The 25831-nt window shown below is 68.3% G+C and carries 23 protein-coding genes; 19 read left to right on the top strand and 4 right to left on the bottom strand.

All coding sequences use genetic code 11. The annotated features are described in order from the left end of the window. The first annotated feature begins 2 nt into the window (after positions 1-2). Positions 3-1103: a histidinol-phosphate transaminase gene (hisC, locus tag ASD34_RS00960; RefSeq protein ID WP_056571870.1), complete on the top strand. Its 1101-nt coding sequence runs from the start codon at positions 3-5 to the stop codon at positions 1101-1103. On the opposite strand, the gene rsgA is transcribed toward hisC, so the two are convergent. The 3 genes from rsgA to ASD34_RS00945 are packed head-to-tail and all read right to left on the bottom strand — an operon-like array spanning position 1097 to position 3716. Next, complete coding sequence (gene rsgA, locus ASD34_RS00955) at positions 1097-2056, bottom strand: ribosome small subunit-dependent GTPase A (protein ID WP_056571867.1); 960 nt, start codon at positions 2054-2056, stop codon at positions 1097-1099. The two genes, hisC and rsgA, sit on opposite strands and share 7 nt — an antisense overlap. A 12-nt stretch (positions 2057-2068) precedes the next feature. After that, a complete protein-coding gene (locus ASD34_RS00950) occupies positions 2069-2419 on the bottom strand; it encodes a 4a-hydroxytetrahydrobiopterin dehydratase (RefSeq protein ID WP_056571864.1) in 351 nt (116 codons plus the stop codon). 31 nt (positions 2420-2450) lie between these two features. Then, positions 2451-3716 (bottom strand): M48 family metallopeptidase, encoded by a 1266-nt coding sequence (locus tag ASD34_RS00945; protein WP_056572433.1) that lies wholly within the window; start codon positions 3714-3716, stop codon positions 2451-2453. Between the two features lie 62 nt (positions 3717-3778). Here ASD34_RS00945 and orn point away from each other — a divergent pair, with 62 nt between their 5' ends. The 6 genes from orn to ASD34_RS00915 all read left to right on the top strand — a co-directional run bounded on the left by orn (position 3779) and on the right by ASD34_RS00915 (position 10498). Next, positions 3779-4375, top strand: a complete 597-nt coding sequence (orn, locus tag ASD34_RS00940) for an oligoribonuclease (protein ID WP_200937489.1) — start codon at positions 3779-3781, stop codon at positions 4373-4375. 248 nt (positions 4376-4623) lie between these two features. Beyond that, the gene (locus ASD34_RS00935; RefSeq protein WP_056571859.1) at positions 4624-6540 is read left to right on the top strand and encodes a DEAD/DEAH box helicase; all 1917 of its coding nucleotides are present in this window, start codon (positions 4624-4626) and stop codon (positions 6538-6540) included. A gap of 215 nt (positions 6541-6755) precedes the next feature. Continuing rightward, a complete protein-coding gene (locus tag ASD34_RS00930; RefSeq protein WP_056571854.1) occupies positions 6756-7829 on the top strand; it encodes an NAD/NADP-dependent octopine/nopaline dehydrogenase family protein in 1074 nt (357 codons plus the stop codon). Then, positions 7819-8823 carry a 3-hydroxybutyryl-CoA dehydrogenase gene (locus tag ASD34_RS00925; protein WP_056571851.1) on the top strand — a complete coding sequence of 335 codons (1005 nt, stop codon included), beginning with the start codon at positions 7819-7821 and terminating at the stop codon, positions 8821-8823. Before ASD34_RS00930 ends, ASD34_RS00925 begins: the two co-directional genes overlap by 11 nt. Then, the gene (locus ASD34_RS00920; protein WP_056571848.1) at positions 8820-9623 is read left to right on the top strand and encodes an alpha/beta fold hydrolase; all 804 of its coding nucleotides are present in this window, start codon (positions 8820-8822) and stop codon (positions 9621-9623) included. Before ASD34_RS00925 ends, ASD34_RS00920 begins: the two co-directional genes overlap by 4 nt. Then, positions 9620-10498 (top strand): quinone oxidoreductase family protein, encoded by an 879-nt coding sequence (locus ASD34_RS00915; protein ID WP_056571845.1) that lies wholly within the window; start codon positions 9620-9622, stop codon positions 10496-10498. Before ASD34_RS00920 ends, ASD34_RS00915 begins: the two co-directional genes overlap by 4 nt. Positions 10499-10512: 14 nt before the next feature. Here ASD34_RS00915 and ASD34_RS00910 read toward each other — a convergent pair whose 3' ends face one another. Continuing rightward, positions 10513-10989 carry a MarR family winged helix-turn-helix transcriptional regulator gene (locus tag ASD34_RS00910; protein WP_056571842.1) on the bottom strand — a complete coding sequence of 159 codons (477 nt, stop codon included), beginning with the start codon at positions 10987-10989 and terminating at the stop codon, positions 10513-10515. A 144-nt stretch (positions 10990-11133) separates the two neighbouring features. Here ASD34_RS00910 and ASD34_RS00905 point away from each other — a divergent pair, with 144 nt between their 5' ends. From ASD34_RS00905 to ASD34_RS00850, 12 genes are all read left to right on the top strand, one after another. After that, the gene (locus ASD34_RS00905; RefSeq protein ID WP_056571839.1) at positions 11134-13326 is read left to right on the top strand and encodes an indolepyruvate ferredoxin oxidoreductase subunit alpha; all 2193 of its coding nucleotides are present in this window, start codon (positions 11134-11136) and stop codon (positions 13324-13326) included. A gap of 96 nt (positions 13327-13422) precedes the next feature. After that, a complete protein-coding gene (locus ASD34_RS00900) occupies positions 13423-14955 on the top strand; it encodes an indolepyruvate oxidoreductase subunit beta family protein (protein WP_268810562.1) in 1533 nt (510 codons plus the stop codon). 21 nt (positions 14956-14976) lie between these two features. Beyond that, the gene (locus tag ASD34_RS00895) at positions 14977-15963 is read left to right on the top strand and encodes a PDR/VanB family oxidoreductase (RefSeq protein ID WP_056571833.1); all 987 of its coding nucleotides are present in this window, start codon (positions 14977-14979) and stop codon (positions 15961-15963) included. 32 nt (positions 15964-15995) lie between these two features. Next, a complete protein-coding gene (locus tag ASD34_RS00890; RefSeq protein ID WP_056571830.1) occupies positions 15996-17309 on the top strand; it encodes an aromatic ring-hydroxylating dioxygenase subunit alpha in 1314 nt (437 codons plus the stop codon). Further along, positions 17309-17806 carry an aromatic-ring-hydroxylating dioxygenase subunit beta gene (locus tag ASD34_RS00885; protein ID WP_056571827.1) on the top strand — a complete coding sequence of 166 codons (498 nt, stop codon included), beginning with the start codon at positions 17309-17311 and terminating at the stop codon, positions 17804-17806. Before ASD34_RS00890 ends, ASD34_RS00885 begins: the two co-directional genes overlap by 1 nt. A gap of 10 nt (positions 17807-17816) precedes the next feature. Beyond that, positions 17817-19451, top strand: a complete 1635-nt coding sequence (locus ASD34_RS00880; protein WP_056571825.1) for an AMP-binding protein — start codon at positions 17817-17819, stop codon at positions 19449-19451. Further along, positions 19448-20620: a thiolase family protein gene (locus tag ASD34_RS00875; RefSeq protein WP_056571822.1), complete on the top strand. Its 1173-nt coding sequence runs from the start codon at positions 19448-19450 to the stop codon at positions 20618-20620. Before ASD34_RS00880 ends, ASD34_RS00875 begins: the two co-directional genes overlap by 4 nt. Then, positions 20617-21870: an SDR family NAD(P)-dependent oxidoreductase gene (locus ASD34_RS00870; protein ID WP_056571820.1), complete on the top strand. Its 1254-nt coding sequence runs from the start codon at positions 20617-20619 to the stop codon at positions 21868-21870. The genes ASD34_RS00875 and ASD34_RS00870 overlap by 4 nt, the downstream gene beginning before the upstream one ends. A 16-nt stretch (positions 21871-21886) precedes the next feature. Continuing rightward, entirely contained in the window at positions 21887-22702 is an 816-nt protein-coding gene (locus ASD34_RS00865; protein ID WP_056571816.1) for a cyclase family protein, read from the top strand. Then, on the top strand, positions 22699-23433 hold the full coding sequence (locus ASD34_RS00860) for an SDR family oxidoreductase (protein WP_056571813.1): 735 nt from the start codon (positions 22699-22701) through the stop codon (positions 23431-23433). The genes ASD34_RS00865 and ASD34_RS00860 overlap by 4 nt, the downstream gene beginning before the upstream one ends. A gap of 59 nt (positions 23434-23492) precedes the next feature. Further along, a complete protein-coding gene (locus ASD34_RS00855; protein ID WP_056571809.1) occupies positions 23493-24659 on the top strand; it encodes an ABC transporter substrate-binding protein in 1167 nt (388 codons plus the stop codon). A 26-nt stretch (positions 24660-24685) separates the two neighbouring features. Then, positions 24686-25831: an ABC transporter substrate-binding protein gene (locus tag ASD34_RS00850; RefSeq protein ID WP_056571806.1), complete on the top strand. Its 1146-nt coding sequence runs from the start codon at positions 24686-24688 to the stop codon at positions 25829-25831.

Genomic DNA, 25831 nt, shown 5'->3' with positions numbered 1-25831 from the left:
CCATGACCACGCCGCCCGCACCGGCCTTCTGGAGCCCGCGCATCGGCGCGCTCGAGCCTTACGTGCCCGGCGAGCAGCCGCGCATCACCAACCTCGTCAAGCTCAATACCAACGAGAACCCGTATCCGCCATCGCCGGACGTCATCGCGGCGATCCAGCGCGCGGCCGCCGACGGCCTGGAGCGCTACCCCGACCCCACGTCGCTCGCGCTGCGCGAAGCCGTGGCACGCCGCCACGGCCTGCAGGTGGGCGAAGTGTTCGCGGGCAACGGCTCGGACGAAGTGCTCGCGCACGCGTTCTTCGCCTTTTTCCAGCAGGCGCAGCCGCTGCTGATGCCCGACGTGAGCTACAGCTTTTACAAGGTCTATGCCCAGCTCTATGGCATCGCTTGTGAGCAGGTGCCGGTCGATGCCGGCTTGCGCATCGACATCGACGCTTTCGCGGCGCGCGCCCGCCAGGGCTGCGGCGGCATCGTCATCGCCAACCCGAACGCGCCAACCGGCATCGGCCAGCCGCTGGCGCGCATCGAGCAGCTGCTTGCGGCGTGCCCCGATCGCGTGGTGCTGGTCGACGAGGCGTATGTCGATTTCGGCGGCGAGAGCGCACTGTCGCTGATCGGCCGTTATCCGAACCTGCTCGTGGTGCAGACCCTGTCCAAGTCGCGCTCGCTGGCCGGCCTTCGCGTCGGTTTCGCCTGCGGGCAGGCGCACCTGATCGACGCGCTCGTGCGGGTCAAGGACAGCTTCAATTCGTACCCCATCGACCGGCTGGCGTCCGCTGGCGCCGTGGCCTCGCTCGACGACGAGGCGTGGTTTCGCCAAACGCGCGACCAGGTCGTCGACACGCGCGAAGGCCTGACTCTGCAGCTCGAGGACCTGGGTTTTGAGGTGCTGCCGTCGCAGGCCAACTTCGTGTTCGCACGCCATCCGCAGCGCGATGCGGCCGAGCTGGCCGCCTTGCTGCGCGAGCGTGCCGTGCTGGTGCGGCATTTCAGGCAGCCGCGCATCGTGCAGTATTTGCGCATCAGCATCGGCACGCGGGAGCAGTGCAGTGCGCTGGTGCACGCGCTGCAGGCCATCCTCGAGCCAGACGCCGCTCAGTAGCGCGTCTGGCTCAACTCGGCGAACAGCTCGCCGTAGATCTTGTAGCGCGAAGCGCTGATCGGTCCGGGTTGCGTCGGCGTCTCGACGTTCGAAATCACGCCGCAGCTGGGTTCGTGCAGGTGGGTGCAGTTGTAGAACTTGCAGTCGCCCGTGTGCTCGGCGATGTCGGGCATGAGGCCAGCGAGCTGCATCGGCTCGATGTGGTTCAGGCCGAATTCCTGGAAACCCGGCGAGTCGATGAGGCCCGTGGTGCGGGCCTCGTCGATCCAGTACCAGGTGGTGCTGGTGGTCGTGTGCTTGCCCGAGTTGAGGGCCTGCGAGATTTCTTGCGTCAGCACGCTTGCGCCAGGCACCAGCAGGTTGGTGAGCGTGCTCTTGCCCGAACCCGACGGGCCGAGCACCAGCGTGGACTTGCCCGCGAGCAGCTTCATCAGCGAGGCGTAGTCCGCCTCGCCCGAGGCCTTGAGCGACAGCGGCAGCACGCCGTGGTGCATGCGGCGGTAGGGCGCCAGCTTGGTCCAGGCGCGCGCGAAAGGTTCGACGAGGTCGCTCTTGTTGAGCGCGATGATGGGCGTGATGCGTTGGGCTTCGGCCGCGATCAGCGCGCGCGCCAACTGGTGTTCGGAAAACTCCGGCTCGGCGGCGATCAGGATCAGCACGTGGTCGAGGTTCGCTGCGAACGACTTGGTGCGGATCTCGTCCTGCCGGTAGAAGAGGTTGCGCCGCGGCAGCACCTCTTCGATGGTGCCTTCGTCTTCGGTGGCCTGCCAGCGCACGCGGTCGCCGACCACGGCCTGGCTTTTCTTGCCGCGCGGATGGCAGATCAGCCGCTCGCCCGTGGGCGTTTCGACGAGGCAGTGACGCCCGTGGCTGGCGACGACGAGGCCGTCGTGGTGCGCCTTCCCCGTGTTGTGCGCAGCGGGGGTGAAGGCGGCGCGGCCCGGCTTAGCCACAGGCGCGTGCCCTCATGCGGCGGGGCTCGCAACCAGCGCGTCGGCCTGCCGAGCGCAATCGAAATCGGTGATCGACAGACCGTTCACATCGTGCGTGCTGAAGCGCACCACGCAGCGGTTGTAGTGCACCGACAGGTCGGGGTGATGGTCCTGCGTGTGAGCCACCATCGCCAGCGCATTCACGAAGGCGATGGTCTCGAAGTAGTTCGCGAAGGTGAAGGTCTTCTCGATCGCGACATCGGCGCCGTCGCCGGTGAGCTTCCAGCCGTCGAGCTGGGCCAGGCCCGAAACGATCTCGGTGGCGCTCAGGGCCTTGCGGGGCGGAAGGTTCTTCCAGTCCTTGGGTTTGAACATGCTGCTCATGAGGGGCTTCGCAGAAAAAGTGAATCGAGGATCACGCCGCACCCATGCGCGCAAGGCGCTCGGAGGCAGGCGGGTGGGAGTAGTAGAACTTGACGAACACCGGGTCGGGCGTGAGCGTTGATGCGTTGTCCTGGTACAGCTTGAGCAGGGCGGCCGACAGGTCGGCGCCGCTGGTCTGCGCCACGGCGTAGGCGTCGGCCTCGAACTCGTGCTTGCGCGACAGGCGCGCCGGCAGCGGGGCGACGAAGAAGCTGAACACCGGCACGGCCAGCATGAACAGCAGCAGCGCCAGCGCGTTGTTGGGCGCCGCGGGCGACAGGTTGGGCTGCACGCCGAGGCCGGCGTAGAACCAGACCTGCGTCGACACCCAGCCCAGGAGCGCGAAGCCCGCCAGGCTCAGCGCGAACATCGCGACGAGGCGCTTGACGATGTGGCGGTGCTTGAAGTGGCCCAGTTCGTGTGCGAGCACGGCCTCGACTTCGCCGGCGTTGAGCTGGCGCAGCAGCGTGTCGTAGAACACCACGCGCTTGCTGGCGCCGAAGCCGGTGAAGTAGGCATTGGCGTGTGCGCTGCGCGTGCTGCCGTCCATCACGAACAGGCCTTTGGCCGCGAAGCCGCAGCGCTTCATGAGTGCGGTGACGCGCGCCCTCAGCGTCGGGTCGTCCAGCGGCTTGAACTTGTTGAACAGCGGCGCGATGAAGGTCGGGTAGATCAGCATCAGCAGCAGGTTGAAGCCCATCCACGCGCCCCAGGCCCAGAGCCACCAGAGCGTGCCGGCCGCGCCCATGAGCCACAGGATGAGCGCCGCAATCGGCAGCCCGATCAGCGCGCCCAGCAGCGTCGACTTGAGGGTGTCGGTGAGCCAGAGCTTCCAGGTCATCTTGTTGAAGCCGAAGCGCTCCTCGAGCCGGAAGGTTTGCCACAGCGTGAACGGCAACTCCAGCAGGCCGCCGATGAGCGCAAAGGCCGCCAGCAGCACCAGCTGCTGCACCATGCCGCCGCCCAGCCACACCAGCAGCAGCTTGTTCAGCAGGTCGAGCCCGCCGAGCAGCGTCCAGCCCAGCAGCAGGGCGGCGCCCCACGCCATCTCGATGAGTCCGAAGCGCGCTTTGGCGATGGTGTAGTCGGCGGCCTTCTGGTGCGCAGTCAGCGTGATGGTCTGCGCGAAGGCGGCCGGTACGGCGCCGCGGTGGCGCGCCACATGGCGCACCTGGCGGGTGGCCAGCCAGAACTTCACGAGCAGGCCCGCGACGAGTGCAGCCGCGAAAGCGAAGGTGAAGATAAGTGAGTAGGACATCATGAAGCGGCGAGTTTAGTCCCCGGTATATCGGGGCGCAGGCCTTCGACGACAATCCTGCGATGCCCGAATCCCTTGACCCGACGCCCCCCGCTGCCGCCCCCACCCTGAAGAAAAGCGACCAGAACCTGGTCTGGCTCGACTGCGAAATGAGCGGCCTCGACCCCGAGAAAGAGCGCCTGCTCGAGATCGCCGTGGTCGTCACTGGCCCCGACCTCACGCCCCGCATCGACGGCCCCGTGCTCGTCATCCACCAGAGCGACGCCGTGCTCGACGCCATGGACGCCTGGAACAAGGGCACCCACGGCCGCAGCGGCCTGATCGACAAGGTCAAGGCCTCCACGCTGGACGAAGCCGCGGCCGAGCAGCAGTTGCTCGAATTCATCGCCAAGTACATCCCCCGCAGCGGCTCGCCGATGTGTGGCAACACCATCGGGCAGGACCGGCGCTTCCTGGTCAAGTTCATGCCCAGGCTCGAGGCGTACTTCCACTACCGCAACCTCGACGTCAGCACCCTCAAGGAACTGGCCAAGCGCTGGAAGCCTTCGGCCTACACCGCCTTCAAGAAGCAGCAGGCGCACACCGCGCTGGCCGACGTGCACGAGTCCATCGAGGAGCTGGCGCACTACCGGGAAACCTTCCTGCGCTTGGTGGATTGACAGCGATTAGGTAAAAACCCGAAGCCGTGCCATAATCGCAGGCTTCGCTGATTTGAACGTGTCTTTGGACACAGATCAGCGTCTCTTGCATCTCCCTATCTTGCACACCGCGCCCGATCGCATTCGCTGATCAAAAAGGGCCGCAGCCTCCGACGAAAGCCGGAAGTTGAATGTCGTTGGATGGTTGATGTTTTTAACCACCAACGGGGCGCCGCCTACGGCAGCGCTCGCGTTTGAGATTGATATTCATGACCGACGCTTTTGAAGCGCAGGGCGAACTCGCGCCTGTGCAATCCGCTACCCACAACGAATTCACCGCTGTCGCGGAAACCGTGTCCGAGGCCCCGATCCTCGACGCGCTGGACGCCGCAGCCCCCGAGGCCGCCGAAGCCGAAGCGCCCGCCGCGCCCAACGGTTTCATCAAGCTGGGCCTCGCCCCCGAACTGATCGCCGCCGTGGCCGACATGGGTTTCACCCAGCCGACCACCGTGCAGGAAAAGGTCGTGCCGATCGCCATGGGCGAAGCCGGTTCGGCCCGCTTCGTCGACCTGATGGTGTCGAGCCAGACCGGCTCGGGCAAGACCGCTGCCTTCCTGCTGCCGGTGCTGCACACGCTGATCAAGCGCCAGGCCGAAGCCGAAGCCGAAGCCAAGGCCGAGTTCCAGCGCCTGGCCGCTGAAGCTGCTGCCCGTGGCGAAGCGCCGCTCAAGAAGCCCAAGCGCAAGGACCCGACCAATGCCCGTCATTTCAAGGCCGCCACCCCCGGCGCCCTGATCCTGTGCCCGACGCGCGAACTCGCGCAGCAAGTCGCACACGACGCCATCGAACTGGTTCGCCACTGCCGCGGCCTGCGCGTCGCCAACGTGGTGGGCGGCATGCCGTACCAGCTGCAGATCGCCAAGCTGCAGAACGCCGACCTCGTGGTCGCCACGCCAGGCCGCCTGCTCGACCTGCAGCGTTCGCAGCAGCTCAAGCTCGACCAGGTCAAGTTCCTCGTCGTCGACGAAGCCGACCGCATGCTCGACCTCGGCTTTGCCGATGACCTGGCTGAAGTCAACCAGCTCACCATCGAGCGCCAGCAGACCATGATGTTCAGCGCCACCTTCGCGCCGCGCATCCAGCAGCTGGCCCAGCGCGTCATGCGCGAGCCGCAGCGCATCACCATCGACAGCCCGCAAGAGAAGCACGCCAACATCAAGCAGTCGCTGTACTGGGCCGACAACAGCCAGCACAAGCGCAAGCTGCTCGACCACTGGCTGCGCGACACCAGCATCAACCAAGCGATCGTGTTCGCCAGCACGCAAGTCGAGTGCGACGGCCTCGCCAACGACCTGCAGCAAGAAGGCTTCAGCGCCGTCGCGCTGCACGGCGCCCTGAGCCAGGGCCTGCGCAACCGCCGCCTGATGGCACTGCGCCAGGGCCAGGTGCAGATCCTGGTGGCGACCGACGTTGCCGCCCGCGGCATCGACGTGCCGACCATCACCCACGTCTTCAACTTCGGCCTGCCGATGAAGGCCGAGGACTACACCCACCGCATCGGCCGCACCGGCCGTGCCGGCCGCGATGGCCTGGCCATCACGTTTGCCGAGTTCCGCGATCGCCGCAAGATCATGGACATCGAGCACTACAGCCGCCAGCAGTTCAAGGCGGAAGTGGTTGCCGGCCTCGAGCCGCAACAGCGCATGCCGCAATCGCGTCCCCCGATGGGCGAGTACCGCGGTGGCCGTGGCGACAATTTCTCGCGCGATCGCAAGTTCGGCAACGGTGGTGCAGGCGGCGGCGGTGGCTACCGTGGCAACAACAACGGCGGCGGCTATGCCGGCGCCAGCGGCTTCAACGACCGCAATTCGCGCGGCCCGGCCCAGGGCCAAGGCCCGCGCGGCTTCCAGGGCGGCCAGAACGCCGGCTTCGGCGGCGGCCGTGACGAAGGCGGCAATGGTGGCAATGGCGGCGGCTACGGTCGCAAGCCGGGCTGGGGCGACAGCGCCCCGCGCGGCGGCCACGGCCATGGCGGCGGTCGCGGCGACGGCGGTTTCGCACCCCGTGAAGGCTTTGCGCCCCGCGAAGGTTTCGCACCACGCGGCAACGGCGCCGGCCACGGCGGCCCGGGCAAGGTGTTCGTGCCCCGCGACGCGCAAAAGCGCGCGTTCAAGCCCAGCCGCTGATCGCCCCCGCAAGCGGCCCTGAAAAGGGCTGCTTCCTCCCAAAAGCCCGCGCTTCTCACGAACGCGGGCTTTTTCGTTGTCGGGTTTCCGAGCAGTCCGGCGCTCATGAAGTTGGTTGACACCTGAATCGATGAAAAGTAATGTAATAGCGCATTGCTTCTCCCCGGTCCGTTCGCGGCTGCCGGTTCATCGACACCTGTTCTCGACTTTCGATCATGAAAATTGCGATCCTTGGGGGTGGCCACGGCGCCTATGCGGCCGCCGCGGACCTGTCTGAAACCGGCCATGAAGTACGCCTGTGGCGCCGTGACGCTGCGGCGCTCGAGCCGGTCGTGCAAGCCGGCGCGATCACGCTGAAAGACGCTGCCGGTGCGCGCGAGGTGCCCATTGCGCTCGCTACCGCCGACATCGGCGCCGCGCTGAAGGGCGCCGAACTCATCGTCATTCCCACGCCCGCCATCGCCCAGCACGACATCGCGCTGGCCATGGCGCCGCACCTGGTCGACGGCCAGGTCGTGTTCCTGCCGCCGGGCACCTTCGGCAGCTACGTGATGGCGCAGGCTGTGAAGGCCGCCGGCAACCGCGCCGACGTGGCCTGGGCCGAGACCGGCACCTTGCCGTACCTTGCGCGCAAGCACGGCGAGCGCGAGGTCAACGTCACCATCCGCGCCATCCGCCTGCCCACCGGCGTCTACCCGGCGCGCAAGGAGGCGCAGGCGATCGAGGTGATCCGCCGCGCCTACCCGGCCGTGCACGGTTGCGGCGACGCGCTCTCGGGCGCGCTGATGAACGCCGGCCCCGTCATCCACCCGCCGCTGATGGTGATGAACGCCGCGCCGCTGCAGCATTTCGAGCGCTGGGACATCCACAACGAAGGCACGCAGCGCGCCGTGCGCGACGTGACCGACCGCCTCGACCGCGAACGCATGGCCGTGCGCGAGGCCTTCGGGCAGGGCGCGCCGCACTACCCGCTGGCCGACCACTACAACAACGACCAGTGGATGTACGGCGATGCACACAAGCAGCTCGTCAAGTCGGGCGACTGGCGCGAGAACATCGACCTGCACACGCACCGCTACATCACCGAAGACACCGAACTCGGCCTGGCCTTCCTGGCCTCGGCCGCGCGCCATGCGGGCGTGGATGCGCCCATCGCCCACGGCCTGCTGGCCATCGTCGGCGGCTTCCTCGGGCGCGACCTGCGCCAGGGGCCGCGCACCTTCGAAAGCCTGGGCCTGGCCAGCCTGAGCGCGGCCCAGCTCAAGCAGAGGTTGCACGATGGCGAATGAGCCCGCGCCGCCGCGCTTTGCCGCCGTGGGCGCCGGCCGCATGGGGCGCGGCATCGCCATCGCGTTCGCCTATGCGGGCCACCGCATTTCGCTGATCGACCTGCGCCCGCGCACGCCCCAGGCGTGGCAGCGCCTGCGCGACGAGGCGCAAGCGGAAATCGCTGCGAGCCTTTCAGGCCTTGCACAGCTCGGTGTGATCGATGCCTCGCAGGTCGAGCGCATCGCCGCGCGCGTGGACTTCGTGAACGCAGCAGACGCACCGCGCGCATTGGCCGCCGCCGAGCTGGTGTTCGAAGGCGTGCCCGAAACCATGGAGGCCAAGCGCGAGGCCTTCGAGCACCTCAACCGCCATTGCCGCGACGACGCGATCCTCACCTCGACCACCAGCAGCATCCTCGTGACGCAGCTGGCCGCGCTGGTGCGCCGGCCCGAGCGCTTCTTGAACATGCACTGGCTCAACCCGGCCTACGTGATCCCCGTGGTCGAACTGAGTTGCCACCCCGGCACCGACGCCGGCGTGCTCGCACGCACCAAGGCACTGATGGAGGCCATCGGCAAGCTACCCGTGGTCTGCGGCGCGTCGCCCGGCTACATCGTGCCGCGCCTGCAGGCGCTCGTGATGAACGAGGCAGCCCGCATGATCGAAGAAGGCGCTGCCACGGCGGAAGAGATCGACAAGGCCACGCGCTACGGCCTGGGCCTGCGCTTCGCGGCACTCGGCGTGGTCGAGTTCATCGACTTCGGCGGCTGCGACATCCTGCATCACGCGAGCCGCGAGATGTCGGCCTCGCTCGACGCGGGGCGCTACACCGCGCCGGCCATCGTCGGGCGCATGGTCGAGGAAGGGCGGCTGGGCCTGAAGAGCGGCAGCGGCTTCTACGACTACGCGGGCCGCGACACCGCCGCCTACCGGCGCGACGTGCTCTCGCGCACGCTCGGCGAACTGAAGCACGCGGGCCTGTGGCGCGCGCCGGCCGACGAGACGCTGTCATGACGATCCGCCGCGCCTTCGCCGACCTGTCGGTGGGGCAGGTGCACCACGCCGTGTGCGGCGATGCGCAGGCGCCGGCCGTGCTGCTGCTGCACCAGTCGCCGCGCAGCTGGGCCGAGTACCGCGAGGTGCTGCCGCTGATCGCCGGCGCGGGCTACCGCGCCATCGCCATGGACACGGCGGGCTTCGGCGATTCGGCCGACGGCGGCGTGCCCGCGAGCATTGCGCAGTGGGCGCGCGTCGCGTGCGAGTTGCTCGATGCGCTCGGCATCGCGCAGGCCGACGTGGTGGGGCACCACACCGGCGGCGTGATCGCGATCGAACTGGCCGCGGCGTTTTCCGAGCGCGTGCGCAGCCTTGTGCTCTCGTCCACGCCGTACACCGACGAGGTGTTCCGCCGCGCCCGCGCGCAGCGTCCGCCCATCGACGAAGTGGCGCCCAGCGACGATGGCAGCCACCTCGCTGCGCTGTGGCAGAAGCGGCAGGCGTTCTATCCGCCGGGACGCCCCGACCTGCTCGAGGCCTTCGTGTGCGATGCGATGAAGGTCGGCCACCGTGTCGAAGAAGGCCACCGCGCCGTGGCCTCGTACCGCATGGAAGAGCGCATCGGCCGCGTGACGCAGCCGACGCTCATCGTGCGCGCCACGCTCGACCCGTTCGCCGCGCCGCATGCGGCAGAGCTGCAGCATCACCTGCCGCAGGCGCGCATCGTCGACATCGACGGCGGCATGGTGCCCGTGCCCGACCAGATGCCCGAGGCCTTCGCGCGCACGGTGCTCGACTTTCTGGCGACACGGCCATGAAGGCCGTTCGCATCCATGGCTTCGATGCCGCGCCGGTGCTCGAAGACGTGGCCGACCCCGTGGCGCGACCCGGCCGCACCCTCGTGCGCATGCAGGCCGCGACCGTCGGCCACATCGATCGCACCGTGTGGCAAGGCCGCTTCCTGCGGCATCCGCCGTTGCCGTACACGCCGGGTGTGGAAGCGGCGGGCGTGGTCGTCGCGAGCGAGCGGTATGCAGAAGGGCAGCGCGTGTGGTTGCGCGGCAGCGGCTTGGGCACGCTGTTCGACGGCACCTGGTGCGAGCTGATCGATGCGCCTGACGACGCACTCGGCGTGTTGCCCGATGCGGTGCCGATGCCACTTGGCGCGGCGTTCTTCTCGCCCACCACATCGGCGTGGGTCGCCTTGCACGAGGTCGCCCGATTGCAGTCTGGAGAGCAAGTTCTGGTGACGGGCGCAAGCGGCGCGGTGGGTTCGCTGGTGATGCAGCTGGCACGCGATGCAGGCTGCACCGCAACGCCCGTCGATCCGAAAGCCGCACCGCCTGACGTCGCCAGCGCCGATCTGCTCATCGACACCGTCGGCGGCGACGTGCTTGCCGCGGCCTTGCCTGCCGTGCGCCCCGGTGGTCGCGCCGTGCTGATCGGCTACACCGCCGGCCCGACGCTGCAGCTGGACATCGCGCACTTCCTGCAGCGCGATGTGGCGCTGCTGCCGCTCAACATGTTCAGGCGCGAAGCCGCAGGCCGTGCAGCCGCTCCAGAGTTGCTTGCGCGCCTGGCCGATGGCCGACTGCATCTCGAGGTGCAGCCCTTCGCGCTCGCCGATGCTGCGCTGGCACTCGACTGGATTGCGCAACGTGGCCATCGCGGCCGCGCGGTGCTCGTGGCTTAGTCAGGCCGTACGCGTCAGTCTTCGTCCGGCACCTCGACCGGCACGTGCACATGCAGGTCGATCATCTGCCGCAGCGTCTGCTTGAGTTCTTCGGCGCGGCGCAGGCCGAAGGGTTCAAGCACGCGGCGCTCGTGCTCGCGCGCCAGTTCCATCAGGTGCTCGACTGCCTTCAGTCCCGCGGGCGTGATGCGCACCAGCGTGATGCGGCGATCACTTTCATGGGGCAAACGCTCGACCTGGCCGCGCGCTTCCATGCGGTCGAGCAGCCGCGTCACCGTCGGCTGCTTGGTCACCGTCACCTGCGCGAGCTGGCCGATGCTGACCGCGTCGCTGCCCGCCAGCGACGCCATCACGCGCCACTCCGATACCGAGAAACCCTGCTGCCGCGCCACCTCGTGGAATTCCGAAGAGATCAGCTGGCTGGCCTGCGCGAGCAGCGCGGGAAGGTAGTCGTCGACGAAGCGATGCGTGTCCTCGAGCGGTTCAGACATGACGGTGCCTCCTGTTTGCCGCAGGCATGCGGATTGCATGGCTAGGGTAATTCATGATTGTGGATACATTCATTTCTAAACATTATAGGAACCGTGATGTGCCCCCTGGGCCGCATCCTCCCACGAGAAAGAAGAAGGACATCCATGGCTGAGCGTTCGTTCGTCGAAGAGGTCAAGAAGCTGCGACTTTCTGGTGGCGATGTCTTCCGCGGCGAAGGCATTCTGGCCGTCACCAAGGCCTTGCTGGAGTCGGGTGTGTCGTATGTGGCGGGCTACCAGGGCGCGCCCATCTCGCACCTGATGGACGTGCTGGCCGACGCGCAGGACATCCTGGCCGAGCAGGGCATCCGCTTCGAGAACAGCGCGAGCGAAGCCACCGCCGCCGCCACGCTGGCCGCCTCCGTCAACTATCCATTGCGTGGCGCAGTCACCTTCAAGGCGACCGTGGGCACCAACGTGGCGTCCGATGCATTGGCCAACCTGGCCTCGGGCGGCGTCACCGGCGGCGCGCTCATCATCGTGGGCGAGGACTACGGCGAAGGCTCGTCGATCATGCAGGAGCGCAGCCATGCGTTCGCCATGAAGTCGCAGATCTGGCTGCTCGATCCGCGGCCCAACCTGCCCAGCATCGTCGATGCGGTGAAGACGGGCTTCGAGCTCTCCGAGGCCAGCAACACGCCCGTGATGCTCCAGTTGCGCATCCGTGCCTGCCACGTGCACGGCCACTTCATCGCCGGCGACAACAAGCGCGCCAAGTTCACGCTGAAGGAAGCACTGGAGAACCCGCAGCGCGACGTTGGCCGCATCGTGCTGCCGCCCGCGAGCTTCGTGCACGAGCAGGAGAAGGTGAAGGACCGCTGGCCCGCCGCGGTGCGCTTCATCGAGGAGCGCCAGCTCAACGAGTTCTTCTGTGAAGACGCCGACGACATCGGCATCATCGTGCAGGGCGGCAGCTACAACACGCTGCTGCGTGCGCTCGAACGCCTGGGCCTGGCCGATGTGTACGGCAACACGCAGGTGCCGCTGTACGTGATGAACGTGGCCTATCCCGTCATCGAGAGCGAGGTGATCCGCTTCTGCGACGGCAAGCGCGCCGTGCTCATCGTGGAAGAAGGCCAGCCCAACTTCGTCGAGCAGAATCTCGCGACCATCCTGCGCCAGGCGGGCTCCACCACCGCGCTGCATGGCAAGGACATGCTGCCCGTGGCCGGCGAGTACACGACGCTCGAGCTGCTCAAGGGCACGCGCGCCTTCTGCGAGCGCTACGAGCGCCTCGCGCCGCTGCCTGTGCCCGCACCGGTGCGCAAGGTGATCCCGCTGAAGGAAGTGGCGGCGATCGGCGTCGATGCCGCGCCTGAGCCTGCGGAGCCGTCGAGCGCGCTTGGCGACGTGGTGCATTCGCGCCCACCGGGCTTCTGCACCGGCTGCCCCGAGCGCCCCATCTTCAGTGCCATGAAGCTGGTCGAGCGCGAACTCGGTGCGCACCACGTGAGCGCCGACATCGGCTGCCACCTGTTCTCGATCCTGCCGCCTTTCAACATCGGTAACACCACGATGGGCTACGGCCTCGGCGGTGCGGGCGCTTCGGCGCTGAATGCACCCGCGGGAAAGCGCGCGATCTCGATGATGGGCGACGGCGGCTTCTGGCACAACGGCCTGACGAGCGGCGTGGCCAACGCAGTCTTCAACAAGAGCGACAACCTCACCATCATCGTCGACAACAACTACACCTCGGCCACGGGCGGGCAGGACATCCTCTCGTCGAACGCCGTCAACAAGACGCGCAGCACCGGCCACGAGATCGAGCGCGCCGTGCGCGGCGTGGGCGTCGAGTGGGTGAAGACCATGCGCCGCACCTACGACGTCGCCGGCATGCGCGACGCGCTGAAAGAAGCACTCACCACGACGAAGAAGGGCCCCAAGGTCCTCATCGCCCAATCGGAGTGCATGCTCAACAAGCAGCGGCGCGAGAAGCCGCTGGTGCGCAAGGCCATCGCCGACGGCAAGCGCATGGTGCGCGACAAGTTCGGCGTCGATGCCGACACCTGCACCGGCGACCACTCGTGCATCCGCCTGTCGGGCTGCCCGTCGCTCTCGATCAAGCCCAACCCCGATCCGCTGCGCATCGACCCCGTCGCCACCGTGCTCGACAGCTGCGTGGGCTGCGGCAACTGCGGCGACGTCTCGCACGCCGCCGTGCTGTGCCCCTCGTTCTACAAGGCCCAGGTCGTGAGCAACCCGACCGCCTGGGACCGCTTCCGCCAGCGCGTGCGCACCACCGTCATCGGCTGGCTGCAGCGCGGCGACGCGCGCCGCCGTGACGCCTATGCCTTCTGAAGAGACCCCGATGCAACGCAGTCACACCACCCCATATTGCAAGGGATACCGCGGAACCGGCTTTGCCGGGCCGCTGGTATCGCCCCCGGTAGGGGGTTGGCGGCTACACGAAGTGAGCAAGACTGGGGGCGAGCCATGAGCCCGATAAAGATTGCCATCCTCGCCATGGGCGGGGAGGGCGGCGGCGTGCTTGCCGACTGGATCGTCGACATGGGCGAGGCCAACGGCTACGTCGCCCAGACCACCTCGGTGCCGGGCGTGGCCCAGCGCACCGGCGCGACCATCTACTACGTCGAGCTGTACCCCGACGCGCAAGCGCGGTCCGACGGCGGTCGCCCCGTGCTCGCGCTGATGCCGCTGCCGGGCGACGTCGACGTGGTGCTCGCCTCCGAGCTCATGGAAGCCGGGCGCGCCGTGCAGCGCGGGCTGGTCACGAAGGACCGCACCACGCTTATCGCCTCCACGCACCGTGTCTTCTCCATCGCCGAAAAAAGCGCCATGGGCGACGGCCGCGTCGACAGCGACCAGCTGCTCGCGCACACCGCGCGCGCCGCCAAGCGCTTCATCCGCTTCGACATGGCGCAGGCTGCCGAAGCCTCGGGCAGCGTGATCAGCGCCGTGCTGTTCGGGACGCTCGCCGGCTCGGGCGTGCTGCCCTTCGGCCGTGCGCAGTTCGAGGCCACCATCGAGCGTGGCGGCGTGGGCGTGAAGCCCAGCCTCAAGGCCTTCGGCGCGGCATTCGATCGCGCCCAGGACGGCGACGACGGCGAACCCGCCAAGGTGGCACCGGCCGCCACGCCCGCACCGCAACCGCGCCATCCGGCCGTGCGTGCCCTGGTCGAGCGCGTGCAGCGCGACTTTCCGCAGCCCGCGCAAGACTTCCTGCTCGAAGGCGTGCGCCGCCTCATCGACTACCAGGACCTGGCCTACGCCGGCCTGTACCTCGACCGCATGGCCGCCGTCGCGAAATTGCCCGACGACGCCCACCGCCTGCTGCGCGAAACCGCACGCCATCTCGCGCTGTGGATGTCTTATGAAGACACCGCCCGCGTCGCCGCCCTGAAGACCCGCGCCACCCGCTTCGAGCGCGTGCGCGGCGAGGCCGGCGTGCAGCCGGGCCAGCTGCTCGCCATCCACGAGTACATGCACCCGCGCCTGCAGGAAATCTGCGAGACGCTGCCCGGCGGCCTCGGCCGCTGGCTCATGCATTCCACGGTGCCGAAGAAGATCGTCGAGCGCTTCACGCAGCACGGCCGCGTGATCCGCACCAGCTCGCTGCGCGGCTACCTGATGCTGCGCATGGTCGCGGCCTGCAAGGGCTGGCGCCGCTCGACGATGCGCTACGCCGACGAAAACCGCCGCATCGAAGAGTGGCTGCAACGCATCGCCGCCACCGCGCCACGCAACCCCGCGCTGGCCGTCGAGCTCGCCCAGTGCCAGCGCCTGGTCAAGGGCTACAGCGACACGCACGAGCGCGGCCTGCGCAACTACGACACCGTGATGCGCGCGTTCGAGCGTGCGGGTGCCGCACTGGCGCCCGCCACCCTGCGCGAACTGCGCGACGCGGCCCTCGCCGACGAACACGGCCACAAGCTGCAGGCCGCGCTGGCGCAGCACGCCCTGGCCTGAAGAGACGAAGAGACCCGAACCATGACCGCCCTCACGCTCCAGCTTCGCGTCGTCGAAGCGCGCGCCCTCAACCCGCTGATCCGCCTGCTGCGCCTGCGTGCCGATGACGGCCGCGCGCTGCCCGGTTTCGCCGCTGGCGCGCACATCCGCGTGCAGGTGACACTGGCCGACGGCACCACCGACTGGCGCCACTACTCGCTCATCAACTTCGCGACCGAGCGCAACGCCACCAACGCCCCGACCGACTACGTGATCGCCGTGCGCAAGGAGGCCGAAGGCCGCGGCGGCTCGCGCTTCATGCACGAAGGGTTGGCCGAGGGCAGCGCGCTCACCATCGAGCCGCCGAAGAACGACTTTCCGCTGCACTCCGGCCCGGGCGGCACGGTGCTGGTGGCCGGCGGCATCGGCGTCACGCCGCTCGCGTCGATGGCAGCGCGGCGCCGCGCCGAAGGTGCGGCCGTGCGCATGCACTACGCCGGCCGCAGCCGCGACCTGATGGCCTTCCTGCCCGAGTTGCAGGCGCTGCTGGGCGACGACCTGCGCGTGCATGCCGACGCCGAGGCCGGCGCGCCGCTGGACATCGACGCGCTGCTCGACGCCGTGCCCGCCGGCGACCGCCTCTACGTCTGCGGCCCCAAGATCATGCTCGACGCCGTGCTCGCGTGCACCCAGGCCCGCGGCTGGGAACACGACCGCGTGCACTTCGAGCTCTTCACCGAACCCGCCGTGGAGGAGGGCGACCAGCCCTTCGAGGTGGAGCTTGCCCAGTCGGGCCAGCGCTTCACCGTGCCGGTCGGCCAGAGCATCCTCGACTGCCTCATCGAACACGGCTGCGACCCGATGTTCGACTGCAAGCGCGGTGAGTGCGGCGTGTGCGCCGTGCCCGTGATCGAGGGCGAGATCGACCACCGCGACTACGTGCTCACCGCCCGCGAGAAGGCGGAAGGCACCGTCATGCAGATCTGCATCTCGCGCGCCAAGGGAGCGCGCCTGGTGCTCGACCTCTGAGAAAAGCCAGCCAGGAAGGAGCCAGGAGAACCATGCCTTCGTACCGAGACAACCCCGATGCCGTTCGCGCGCTCGTGCAGAACGACCGCGTGCACCGCGACCTGTACACCAGCCAGGAGCTCTTCGAGCTGGAGCAGGAGCATTTCTTCGCCAACACCTGGAACTACGTCGGCCACGAGAGCCAGCTGCCGAAGTCGGGCGACTGGATCACCAACGAGATCGCGGGCCGTCCGCTGATCGTCGTGCGCCACAGCGACGGCAGCGTGCGCGTCATGATGAACCGCTGCGCCCACAAGGGCTCGCGCCTGGTCAATGGGCCCTGCGGCAACACCGGCAAGTTCTTTCGCTGCCCGTACCACGCCTGGACCTTCAAGACCGACGGCGCGCCGCTGGCCATTCCGCTGAAGACCGGCTACGAGCACACGCAGCTGCACGAGTGCGAGTCGGGCAAGGGCCTCACGCCCGTGAGGCATGTGCGCAGCCACCGCGGCTTCATCTTCGTGAAGATCAACGACGCGGGCCCCGACTTCGACGACTACTTCGGCGATTCGCTCAGCTCCATCGACAACATGGCCGACCGCTCGCCCGAGGGTGAACTCGAAATCGCGGGCGGCTGCCTGCGCTTCATGCACCAGTGCAACTGGAAGATGTTCGTCGAAAACCTCAACGACACCATGCACCCCATGGTGGCGCACGAATCGTCGGCCGGCACCGCCAAGCGCATGTGGGCCGACAAGCCCGAGGACGAGCCCAAGCCCATGGCGGTGGAGCAGTTCGTGCCCTTCATGTCCGACTACAAGTTCTTCGAAGACATGGGCATCCGCACGTACGACCACGGCCACAGCTTCACGGGCGTGCACTTCAGCATTCACAGCAAGTACAAGGCGATCCCCGCATATGACGACGCCATGAAGGCGCGCTACGGCGAAGAGAAGACGGCGCAGATTCTGGGCATGGCGCGGCACAACACCGTGTACTACCCGAACCTCACGATCAAGGGCGCGATCCAGGCGATCCGCGTGGTCAAGCCGATCTCGGCCAACCAGACGCTCATCGAGAGCTGGACCTTCCGCCTCAAGGGCGCGCCGCCCGAGCTGCTGCAGCGCACCACCATGTACAACCGCCTCATCAACTCGCCGTTCTCGGTGGTGGGCCACGACGACCTGCAGGCCTACCGCGGCATGCAGGCCGGCCTGCACGCCAGCGGCAACGAGTGGGTGAGCCTGCACCGCGACTACGACGAATCGGAACTGAAGGGCGGCGAGATCACCACGGGCGGCACCAACGAGCTGCCCATGCGCAACCAGTACCGCAGCTGGGTCGAACGCATGACGGAGACCATGTAATGGCCGCCGTCGACATCACCAAGATCACGCATCAGGACCTGATCGACTTCGTCGTGAACGAAGCGCGCCTGCTCGACACCCGTCGCTACGAAGAGTGGAACGCGCTCTTCACCGACGACGCGTTCTACTGGATTCCGCTCGTGCCCGACCAGGAAGACGGCTTGAACCACACCTCGCACCTGTACGAGGACAAGCTGCTGCGCGAGCTGCGCATCGAGCGCCTGAAGAGCCCGCGCGCGTTTTCGCAGCAGCCGCCCAGCCGCTGCCATCACCTGCTGCAGGTGCCCGTGGTCGAGACCTTCGAAGGCGAGGCCAACCGCTTCGTAGTGCGCACTTCGTTCCACTACACCGAGTCGCAGGGCGACGAACTGCAGTTCTATGTCGGCACCTTCTTCCACCACCTCACGGTGCAGGACGGCGCGCTGCGCATGACGCTCAAGCGCGTCGACCTGCTCAATTGCGACGCGGCCCTGCCGGCCGTGCAGCTCTTCATCTGACAGGGACGCGATGACCCACGCCACTGTCCACCAGGTGTTCGCCGCCACCGCCGCGCGCACACCGCAGGCCGAATTTCTCTTCACCGAATCGGTGACCGCTGCCGCCTACGGCATCGCCGCTGGCGCCATCCGCTGGGACGACGCCGCCGCGCAGATCGAGCGGCTGCGCACCGCCTACGCACAGGCTGGCTACGGCCACGGTCACCGCGTCGGCCTGCTGCTGGAGAACCGGCCCGCCTTCATCTTCCATTGGCTGGCGCTGAACGCGCTGGGCGCGAGCGTGGTGCCGATCAACGCCGAGATGCGCTCGGCGGAGCTGGTCTACCTCATCGGCCACAGCGAGATCGGCCTGGCCGTGACGCTGCCCGAGCGCGCCGCCGACCTGCAGGCCGCCGCCGCGCAGGCCGGCGTGGCCTTCGAGACCATGGGCCCCGACGATGCCGTGCCGCCCGCGAAGACCGCCGCGCCGCGCGCCGGCGAGCCTGTCGGCACCGACACCGAATGCGGCCTGCTCTACACCTCGGGCACCACGGGCCGACCCAAGGGCTGCATCCTGAGCAACGCGTACTTCCTGCGCGCGGGCGAGTGGTATGCCGCGCTCGACGGCGTGTGCAGCATCCGTCCCGACGCCGAGCGCGTGATCACGCCGCTGCCGCTCAACCACATGAACGCGATGGCGTTCTCGACCATGGTGGTGCTCGTGGCCGGTGGCTGCCTCGTGCAGCTCGACCGCTTCCACCCGAAGAGCTGGCTGGCCAGCGCGAAGGAAAGCGGCGCGACCATCGTGCATTACCTGGGCGTGATGCCCGCGATGCTGCTGTCGGCCCCTGCGTCGGCGGCCGACCGCGACCACGCGATCCGCTGGGGCTTCGGCGCCGGTGTCGACCGCAAGAACCACGCGCCCTTCGAGGAACGCTTCGGCTTTCCGTTGGTCGAGGCCTGGGCCATGACCGAGACCGGCGCGGCCGCCTGCATCATGGCCAACCGCGAGCCGCGCCTCGTGGGCACCAGCTGCTTCGGGCGGCAGGAAGACTTCGTCGAGATCCGCCTCATGGGCGAGGACGGCAGCGACGTGGGCACCGACATGCCCGGCGAACTGCTGGTGCGCTCGGCCGGTGCCGACCCGCGTCGCTACTTCTTCTCCGGCTACCTGAAGGACGAAGAAGCCACGCGCGAAGCCTGGGCCGACGGCTGGTTCCACACCGGCGACCTCGTGCGCCGCGACGCCGACGGCAACTTCTTCTTCGTCGACCGCAAGAAGAATGTGATCCGCCGCAGCGGCGAGAACATCTCGGCCGTCGAGGTCGAGAGCGTGCTCAACCAGCACCCGGCCGTGAAGACCTCGGCCGTGGCCGCCACGCCCGATGCGGTGCGCGGCGACGAGGTGCTGGCCTGCATCGTGCTGCGCGACGACAGCGATGCGTCGCAGCGCGAAGCGGTCGCAGCCAGCATCGTCCAGCATGCGCTCGCACAGCTGGCGTACTACAAGGCGCCGGGCTACGTGGCCTTCGTCGAGGCGCTGCCGCTCACGCCCTCGCAGAAGATCCAGCGCGGCCAGCTGCGCGAGATGGCGCAGTCGCTGCCGGGCCAGGGCCATTGCATCGACACGCGCTCCATGAAGAAACGACAAGTGGGGCAGGCATGACCAAGCGACGGCTCTCCTACGATGGCGTCGCGGTCGCGGTGCCCGTCACCGTGCCCTATGTGCGCTACTCCACGCGCACCGCGCACTGGTTCGTCGGCCAGGCCATCGACGCGCTGGTGCAGGCCAGCGGCGTGGCCAAGGAACAGATCGACGGCCTGTGCCTGAGCAGCTTCTCGCTGGCGCCCGACACGGCCGTGGGCGTCACGCAGCACCTGGGCCTGTCGCCGCGCTGGCTCGACCACATGCCCACCGGCGGCGCCTCCGGCGTGATGTGCCTGCGCCGCGCGGCGCGCGCCGTGCAGGCGGGCGATGCTGACATCGTCGCTTGCGTGGGCGCCGACACCAACCACGTCGACTCCTTCCGCCAGACGCTGGGCAGCTTCAGCAACTTCGCGCGCGACGCCAGCTACCCCTACGGCTCGGGCGGGCCGAACTCGATCTTCGCGTTCATCACCGCCAACTACATGCGCACCTACGGCGCCACGCGCGAAGACTTCGGCCGCATCTGCGTCGACCAGCGCACCAACGCGCTGGGCAACCCGAACGCCATGTTCAAGAAGGGCCTCACGCTCGACGAGTACATGGCCGCGCGGCCGATCTCCGACCCGATCCATCTGTTCGATTGCGTGATGCCCTGCGCCGGCGCCGACGCCTTCCTCGTGATGAGCGAGGAGCGCGCGCGCGACCTGGGCCTGGCGCACGTCGTGATCCGCGGCGCCATCGAGCGCCACAACGCCTACGCCGAAGACCCGGTGATGGTGCAGGGCGGCTGGCGCAAGGACCGCGACGATCTCTATGCACAGGCCGGCATGCAGCCCGCGCAGCTGGACTTCGTGCAGACCTACGACGACTACCCGGTGATCGTGATGATGCAGTTCGAAGACCTGGGTTTCTGCGAGAAGGGCGAGGGCTCCGCCTTCGTGCAGGCGAACACCATGACCTTCGACGGCAGCTTTCCGAACAACACCAGCGGCGGCCAGCTCTCCGCCGGGCAGGCCGGTGCGGCGGGCGGCTTCCTCGGCATGGTCGAGGCGATCCGCCAATTGACCGACCAGGCCGGTGCCCGCGCCGTACCCAATGCCCAGCTGGGCCTCGTCGCCGGCTTCGGCATGGTGACCTACGACCGCTGCCTCTGTACAGGCGCCGTCATTCTCGGGAGACCCGCATGACGATGCCCATGATGCGCCCCCCGCGCAAGAACCCCGTGCTGCGCACCCGGCAGATGAACCTGCCGCCCGGCGCGCGTGGCCGCGTCGCGCTCGGCCTCACGGCTGCCGCTGCCGAAGGTCGCTTCGAGCTGCAGACCTGCGAGGACTGCGGCACGGTGCAGTACCCGCCGCGCGAGGTCTGCCACAAGTGCCTGTCTGCTGCGTTGCGCTGGCGCACGCAGAGCGGCGAGGGCGCGCTGCTCGGCAGCACCACGCTGCACCACAGCAACGACCTGTTCTTCCGCGAGCGGCTGCCCTGGCGGCTGGGCCTGGTGCACCTGGATGCCGGTCCGACGCTCATGGTCCACCTGCATGGCGAGGTCGGCGAAGCGCCACAACGTGTGCGCGTCGGCGCCCGGCTCGACCGCGCAGGCCAGGCCGTTCTCATTGCTTTTCCGAATGAAGGGAGTCCCCACATGGCCGACGACAAGATGCTGCGCGAAATGACCAGCGACCCGAAGTTTCGCAAGGTGCTGGTGACCGACGGCAAGACCGAAACGGGGCAGGCCCTCGTGCGTGCGCTCGTGAAGGCCGGCGCCGACATCGTCTGGGTCGGCCACGCCGAGCCCTGGAAGAAGATGGGCGAGGGGCTCGATGACATCTCGGCGCTGCCGCAGGTCACGCTCGTGCCGCTGGACCTGACCAACGGCCGCCAGGTGACCGAGCTGGCTGGCTCCATCGGCGGCAAGGTCGACATCGTGATCAACAACGCAGAGGTGCACCGCACCTTTGGCATCGGCGCGCGGCGCGGCACGGACGTGGCCAAGGCCGAGATGGACATCAACTACTTCGGCCTGCTGCGCCTGGCGCAGGAGTTCGGCCCCGCGCTCAAGGGCCGTTCGGCCGATGGCGCGACGGGTGCGACCGCGTGGGTCAACCTGCTGTCGATCTACGCGCTGAGCAACTTCCCACCGCACGGCACCTTCAGCGCCTCGAAGGCCGCGGCGCATTCGCTCGCGCAGTGTTTGCGCGCCGAGATGCGGCCGGCCGGCATCCGCGTGATCAACGTGTTCCCAGGCCCCATCGACGACGAATGGAACCAGCACACGCCGCCGCCCAAGCTGGCCCCCACCACGCTGGCCAACGCCATCGTGAAGGCGCTGCGCGACGGCGTGGAAGACGTGTACCCGGGCGACGTGGCGCAGGAGTGGCTGGAGCGCTGGCGCGACAACCCCAAGGTGCTCGAACGCGAACTCGCGGCGGGCGGCTGAGCAGAGGAATCACACAATGACCACGACCACCAACGAACTGATGTCCGCCGCCGAAGTCCTCGGCAGCCTCGTGACCGCGATGGCCAGCGGCCGCATCCGCGTGATCGACCTCACGCAGACGCTCACGCCCGAGTTCCCGCAGATCGCGCTGCCGCCCGAGATGGGCCAGTGCTGGCCCTTCCGCATCGAGGAAGTGTCGAAGTACGACGAGCGCGGCCCGGGCTGGTACTGGAACAATTTTTCCTGCGGCGAGCACACCGGCACGCACTTCGACGCGCCGATCCACTGGATCTCGGGCCGCGACCTGCCGAACAACTCGGTCGACACCATTCCCGTGCAGCACTTCGTGGCGCCGGCCTGCGTGATCGACTGCTCGCCGCAGGTGAAGGACGACCCCGACTACCTGCTGACGCTCGAGGACATCGAGGCCTACGAGGCCGCGCACGGCCGCATTCCCAAGGGCGCGTGGGTGCTCATGCGCACCGACTGGTCCAAGCGCACAGACCCCGAGGCCTACCAGAACTTCGATGAAACGGGCCAGCACACGCCTGGCCCGAGCACCGAGGCCGTGCGCTTCCTGGTCGAGCAGCGCGACGTGCTGGGCTTCGGCTCCGAAGCCATCGGCACGGACGCCGGGCAGGGCTATCACCTGCGGCCGCCGTATCCGTGCCACTACTACATGCATGGCGCGGGGCGCTACGGCCTGCAGTGCCTGAGCAACCTCGACCTGCTGCCGCCGTCGGGCGCGGTGCTGATCTGCCCGCCGCTGAAGATCGAGAAGGGCAGTGGCAGCCCGCTGCGCGTGCTGGCCCTGGTGGGAGCCACGGCATGAGTGCGAGCGCCCCCCAGGTCGCGGCCGTCACCGGCGGCAGCGCCGGCATCGGCAAGGCCATCTGCGAAGACCTGCTCGCGCAAGGCTACGAAGTGGTCTCGCTCGCGCGCCGCAAGGCCGAGATCGACCACCCCAAGATGCACAGCCTCGAGGTCGACCTGGCCGACCGCGCCGCCACCGGCCAGGCCGTGCGTGAACTGGTCGAGCGCTTCGCACCGACCACGATCGTCCACAACGCCGGCGTGATCCGCGCCGCGCTGCTGCCCGAGGTGAAGCTCGACGACCTCGATGCACTGGTCGACCTGCACCTGGGCTGTGCGATCCAGCTCGTGCAGGGGGCGCTGCCCGCGATGCGTGCGCAGCGCTTCGGCCGCGTGGTGCTGTTGTCGTCGCGCGCCGCATTGGGCCTGGCCACGCGCACCAGCTATTCGGCCACCAAGGCCGGCATGCTGGGCATGGCGCGCACCTGGGCGCTCGAACTCGCGGCCGACGGCATCACGGTGAACGTGGTGGCGCCGGGCCCGATCCGCACCGACATGTTCTACGACGTCGTAGAGGCCGGCAGCGAGAAGGAGCGTGCGCTCGCAGCCTCGGTGCCCGTCCAGCGCCTGGGCGAATCGACGGACGTGGCACGCGCCGTGCGTTTCTTTGCCGCGCCCGAGAACAGCTTCGTCACCGGCCAGGTTCTTTATGTCTGCGGCGGCACCAGCGTCGGCAGCCTTGCCCTCTAGTTTTTTCAGCGTTCGTTTCGTTCCGTTCCGTTCAAAAACATCACCTCTGGAGCACCGCCATGAAAGTCCTGAACCGCATTCGCACCCTCGCCGCCCTGGTCGCGGGCCTCGGCGCGCTGAGTGCCACCGGCGCCTGGGCCGCCGATCTCAAGGTCGGTTTCATCACGTCGCTGTCGGGGCCGGTGTCGTCGCTCGGCATTCCCTACGAAAAGGGCATGAAAGCCGCGCTGGCGTACAAGGCCGACCTCGGCGGCCGCAAGATCCAGCTGGTGCAGCTGGACGATGCGTCCGACCCCACCACGGCCGCGCGCAACGCACGCAAGATGATCGACGAGGACAAGGTCGACGTCATCATTGGCACGGCCGGCTCGCCCGGTGCGCTGGCCATTGCCGGCGTGGCGCGCGAAACAAAAACGCCGCTGATCTCCATCGCCAACGCCAACCTGCCGGGCGAGGAGGGCGCGTGGATGGTCACGCTGCCCCAGCCGGCGCCGCTCATGGTGAGCGCGGTGGTCGAGCGCATGAAGAAGTCGGGCGTGAAGACGGTCGGCTACATCGGCTTCTCCGACGCCTGGGGCGACCTGGTGTACGGCGCGCTGCAAAAGAGTGCCGAGCCGGCGGGCATCAAGATCGTGTCGAACGAGCGCTATGCGCGCGGCGACTCGTCGGTGACGGGCCAGGTGCTGAAGATCGCGGCGCTGCGCCCCGATGCGGTGATCACCGGCACCTCGGGCACGCCCGGTGCGCTGCCGTACCTGGCGCTCGCGGAGCGCGGCTACAAGGGCCAGATCTACGGCATGCACGCGCTCATCAACCCCGACTTCGTGCGCGTGGGTGGTGCCTCGGTCGAAGGCCTGCTGGCCCCCACGGGCCCGGTGATCGTGGCCGAGCAGCTGCCCAGCGACAACCCGATCCGCAAGGTGTCGATGGACTTCCGCGCGGCCTACCAGAAGGCCAACGGCGCACCGCCGACCGACGCCTTCTCGGCCTACACCTTCGATGCCTGGCTGGTGTACCTGGACGCCGCCCAGCGCGCGCTCGCCACCAAGGCCGAGCCCGGCACGCCGCAGTTTCGCCTGGCGTTGCGCGACGCCATCGTGAGCACCAAGGAGCTGGTGGGCACGCACTCGGTCTACAACTTCAAGCCGACCGACCGCTACGGCTCGGACGAGCGTTCGCGTGTCGTGGTGAAGCTCGAGAAGGGCCAGTGGAAGCTGGTCCCCTGAAACAACACACGCTGGAGCCACCCCCCATGAAAAAGAACATGACCCGGATTCTCGGTCTCACCGCGCTTGCACTGGCGGCTGCCCAAGCCATGGCGGCCGATCTCAAGATCGGCTTCATCAGCTCGCTCTCCGGCCCCGTGGCCGCACTGGGCGTGCCGTACGAGAAGGGCATCCGCGCGGCCATTGCCGAGCGGCCCGAGATCGGCGGGCGCAAGGTGCAGCTCATCGTGCTCGACGATGCATCGGACCCGACCACGGCCGGGCGCAACGCGCGCAAGCTGGTGACGGAAGACAAGGTCGACGTGCTCATCGGCACCTCGGGCGTGCCCGGCGCGATGGCCATCGCCTCTGTGGCGCGCGAGCTCAACACGCCGCTCATCTCGCCCACGCCGGTGACCATTCCGGGCGCGGAAGGCGCGTGGACCGTCACGGTCTCGCAGCCGTTCCCGCTCATGGTGGCGGGCGTGGTCGAGCGCATGCAGAAGTCGGGTGTGAAGACGGTCGCCTTCATCGGCTTCTCTGACGCGCTGGGCGACCTGGCCTATGACTCGCTCACGAAGAGCGCCGCGACCGCCGGCATCAAGGTGGTGGCGAACGAGCGCTATGCGCGCAGCGATTCGTCGGTGGCCGGCCAGATCCTGAAGATCGTCGCGGCGCGGCCCGACGCGGTGTTCGCGGGCAACTCGGGCACGCCGGGCGCGCTGCCCTACCTGGCACTGGCCGAGCGCGGCTACAAGGGCAAGATCTACGGCACGCATGGCCTCATCAACGCCGACTTCGTGCGCGTGGGCGGAGCGGCCATCGAAGGCCTGCAGGTGCCCAGCGGCCCCGTGCTCGTGGCTGACCAGCTGCCCGACAGCAACCCCATCAAGAAGGTCTCGATGGGCTTTCGCAACGCCTACCAGAAGGTGAACGGCGCGGTGCCCACCGATGCGTTCTCGTCGTACACCTACGACGCCTACCTGTTGCTGGCCGATGCGGCCTCGCGCACCAAGGGCGAGCCCGGCACGCCGCAGTACCGCACGGCGCTGCGCGATGCCATCGTGGGCACGAAGGAGCTGGTGGGCACGCACGGCGTCTACACCTTCAAGCCCGACGACCGCTACGGTTCGGACCAGCGCGGCGTGGTCATCGTGCAGATGAACAAGGGCCAGTGGAAGCTGGTCCCCTGA

The organism is Variovorax sp. Root473, assembly GCF_001426505.1.
GTDB lineage: Bacteria > Pseudomonadota > Gammaproteobacteria > Burkholderiales > Burkholderiaceae_C > Variovorax.
Note: the sequence above shows the minus strand (reverse complement) of the source record. Positions and strands in the feature narration are given on the sequence as shown.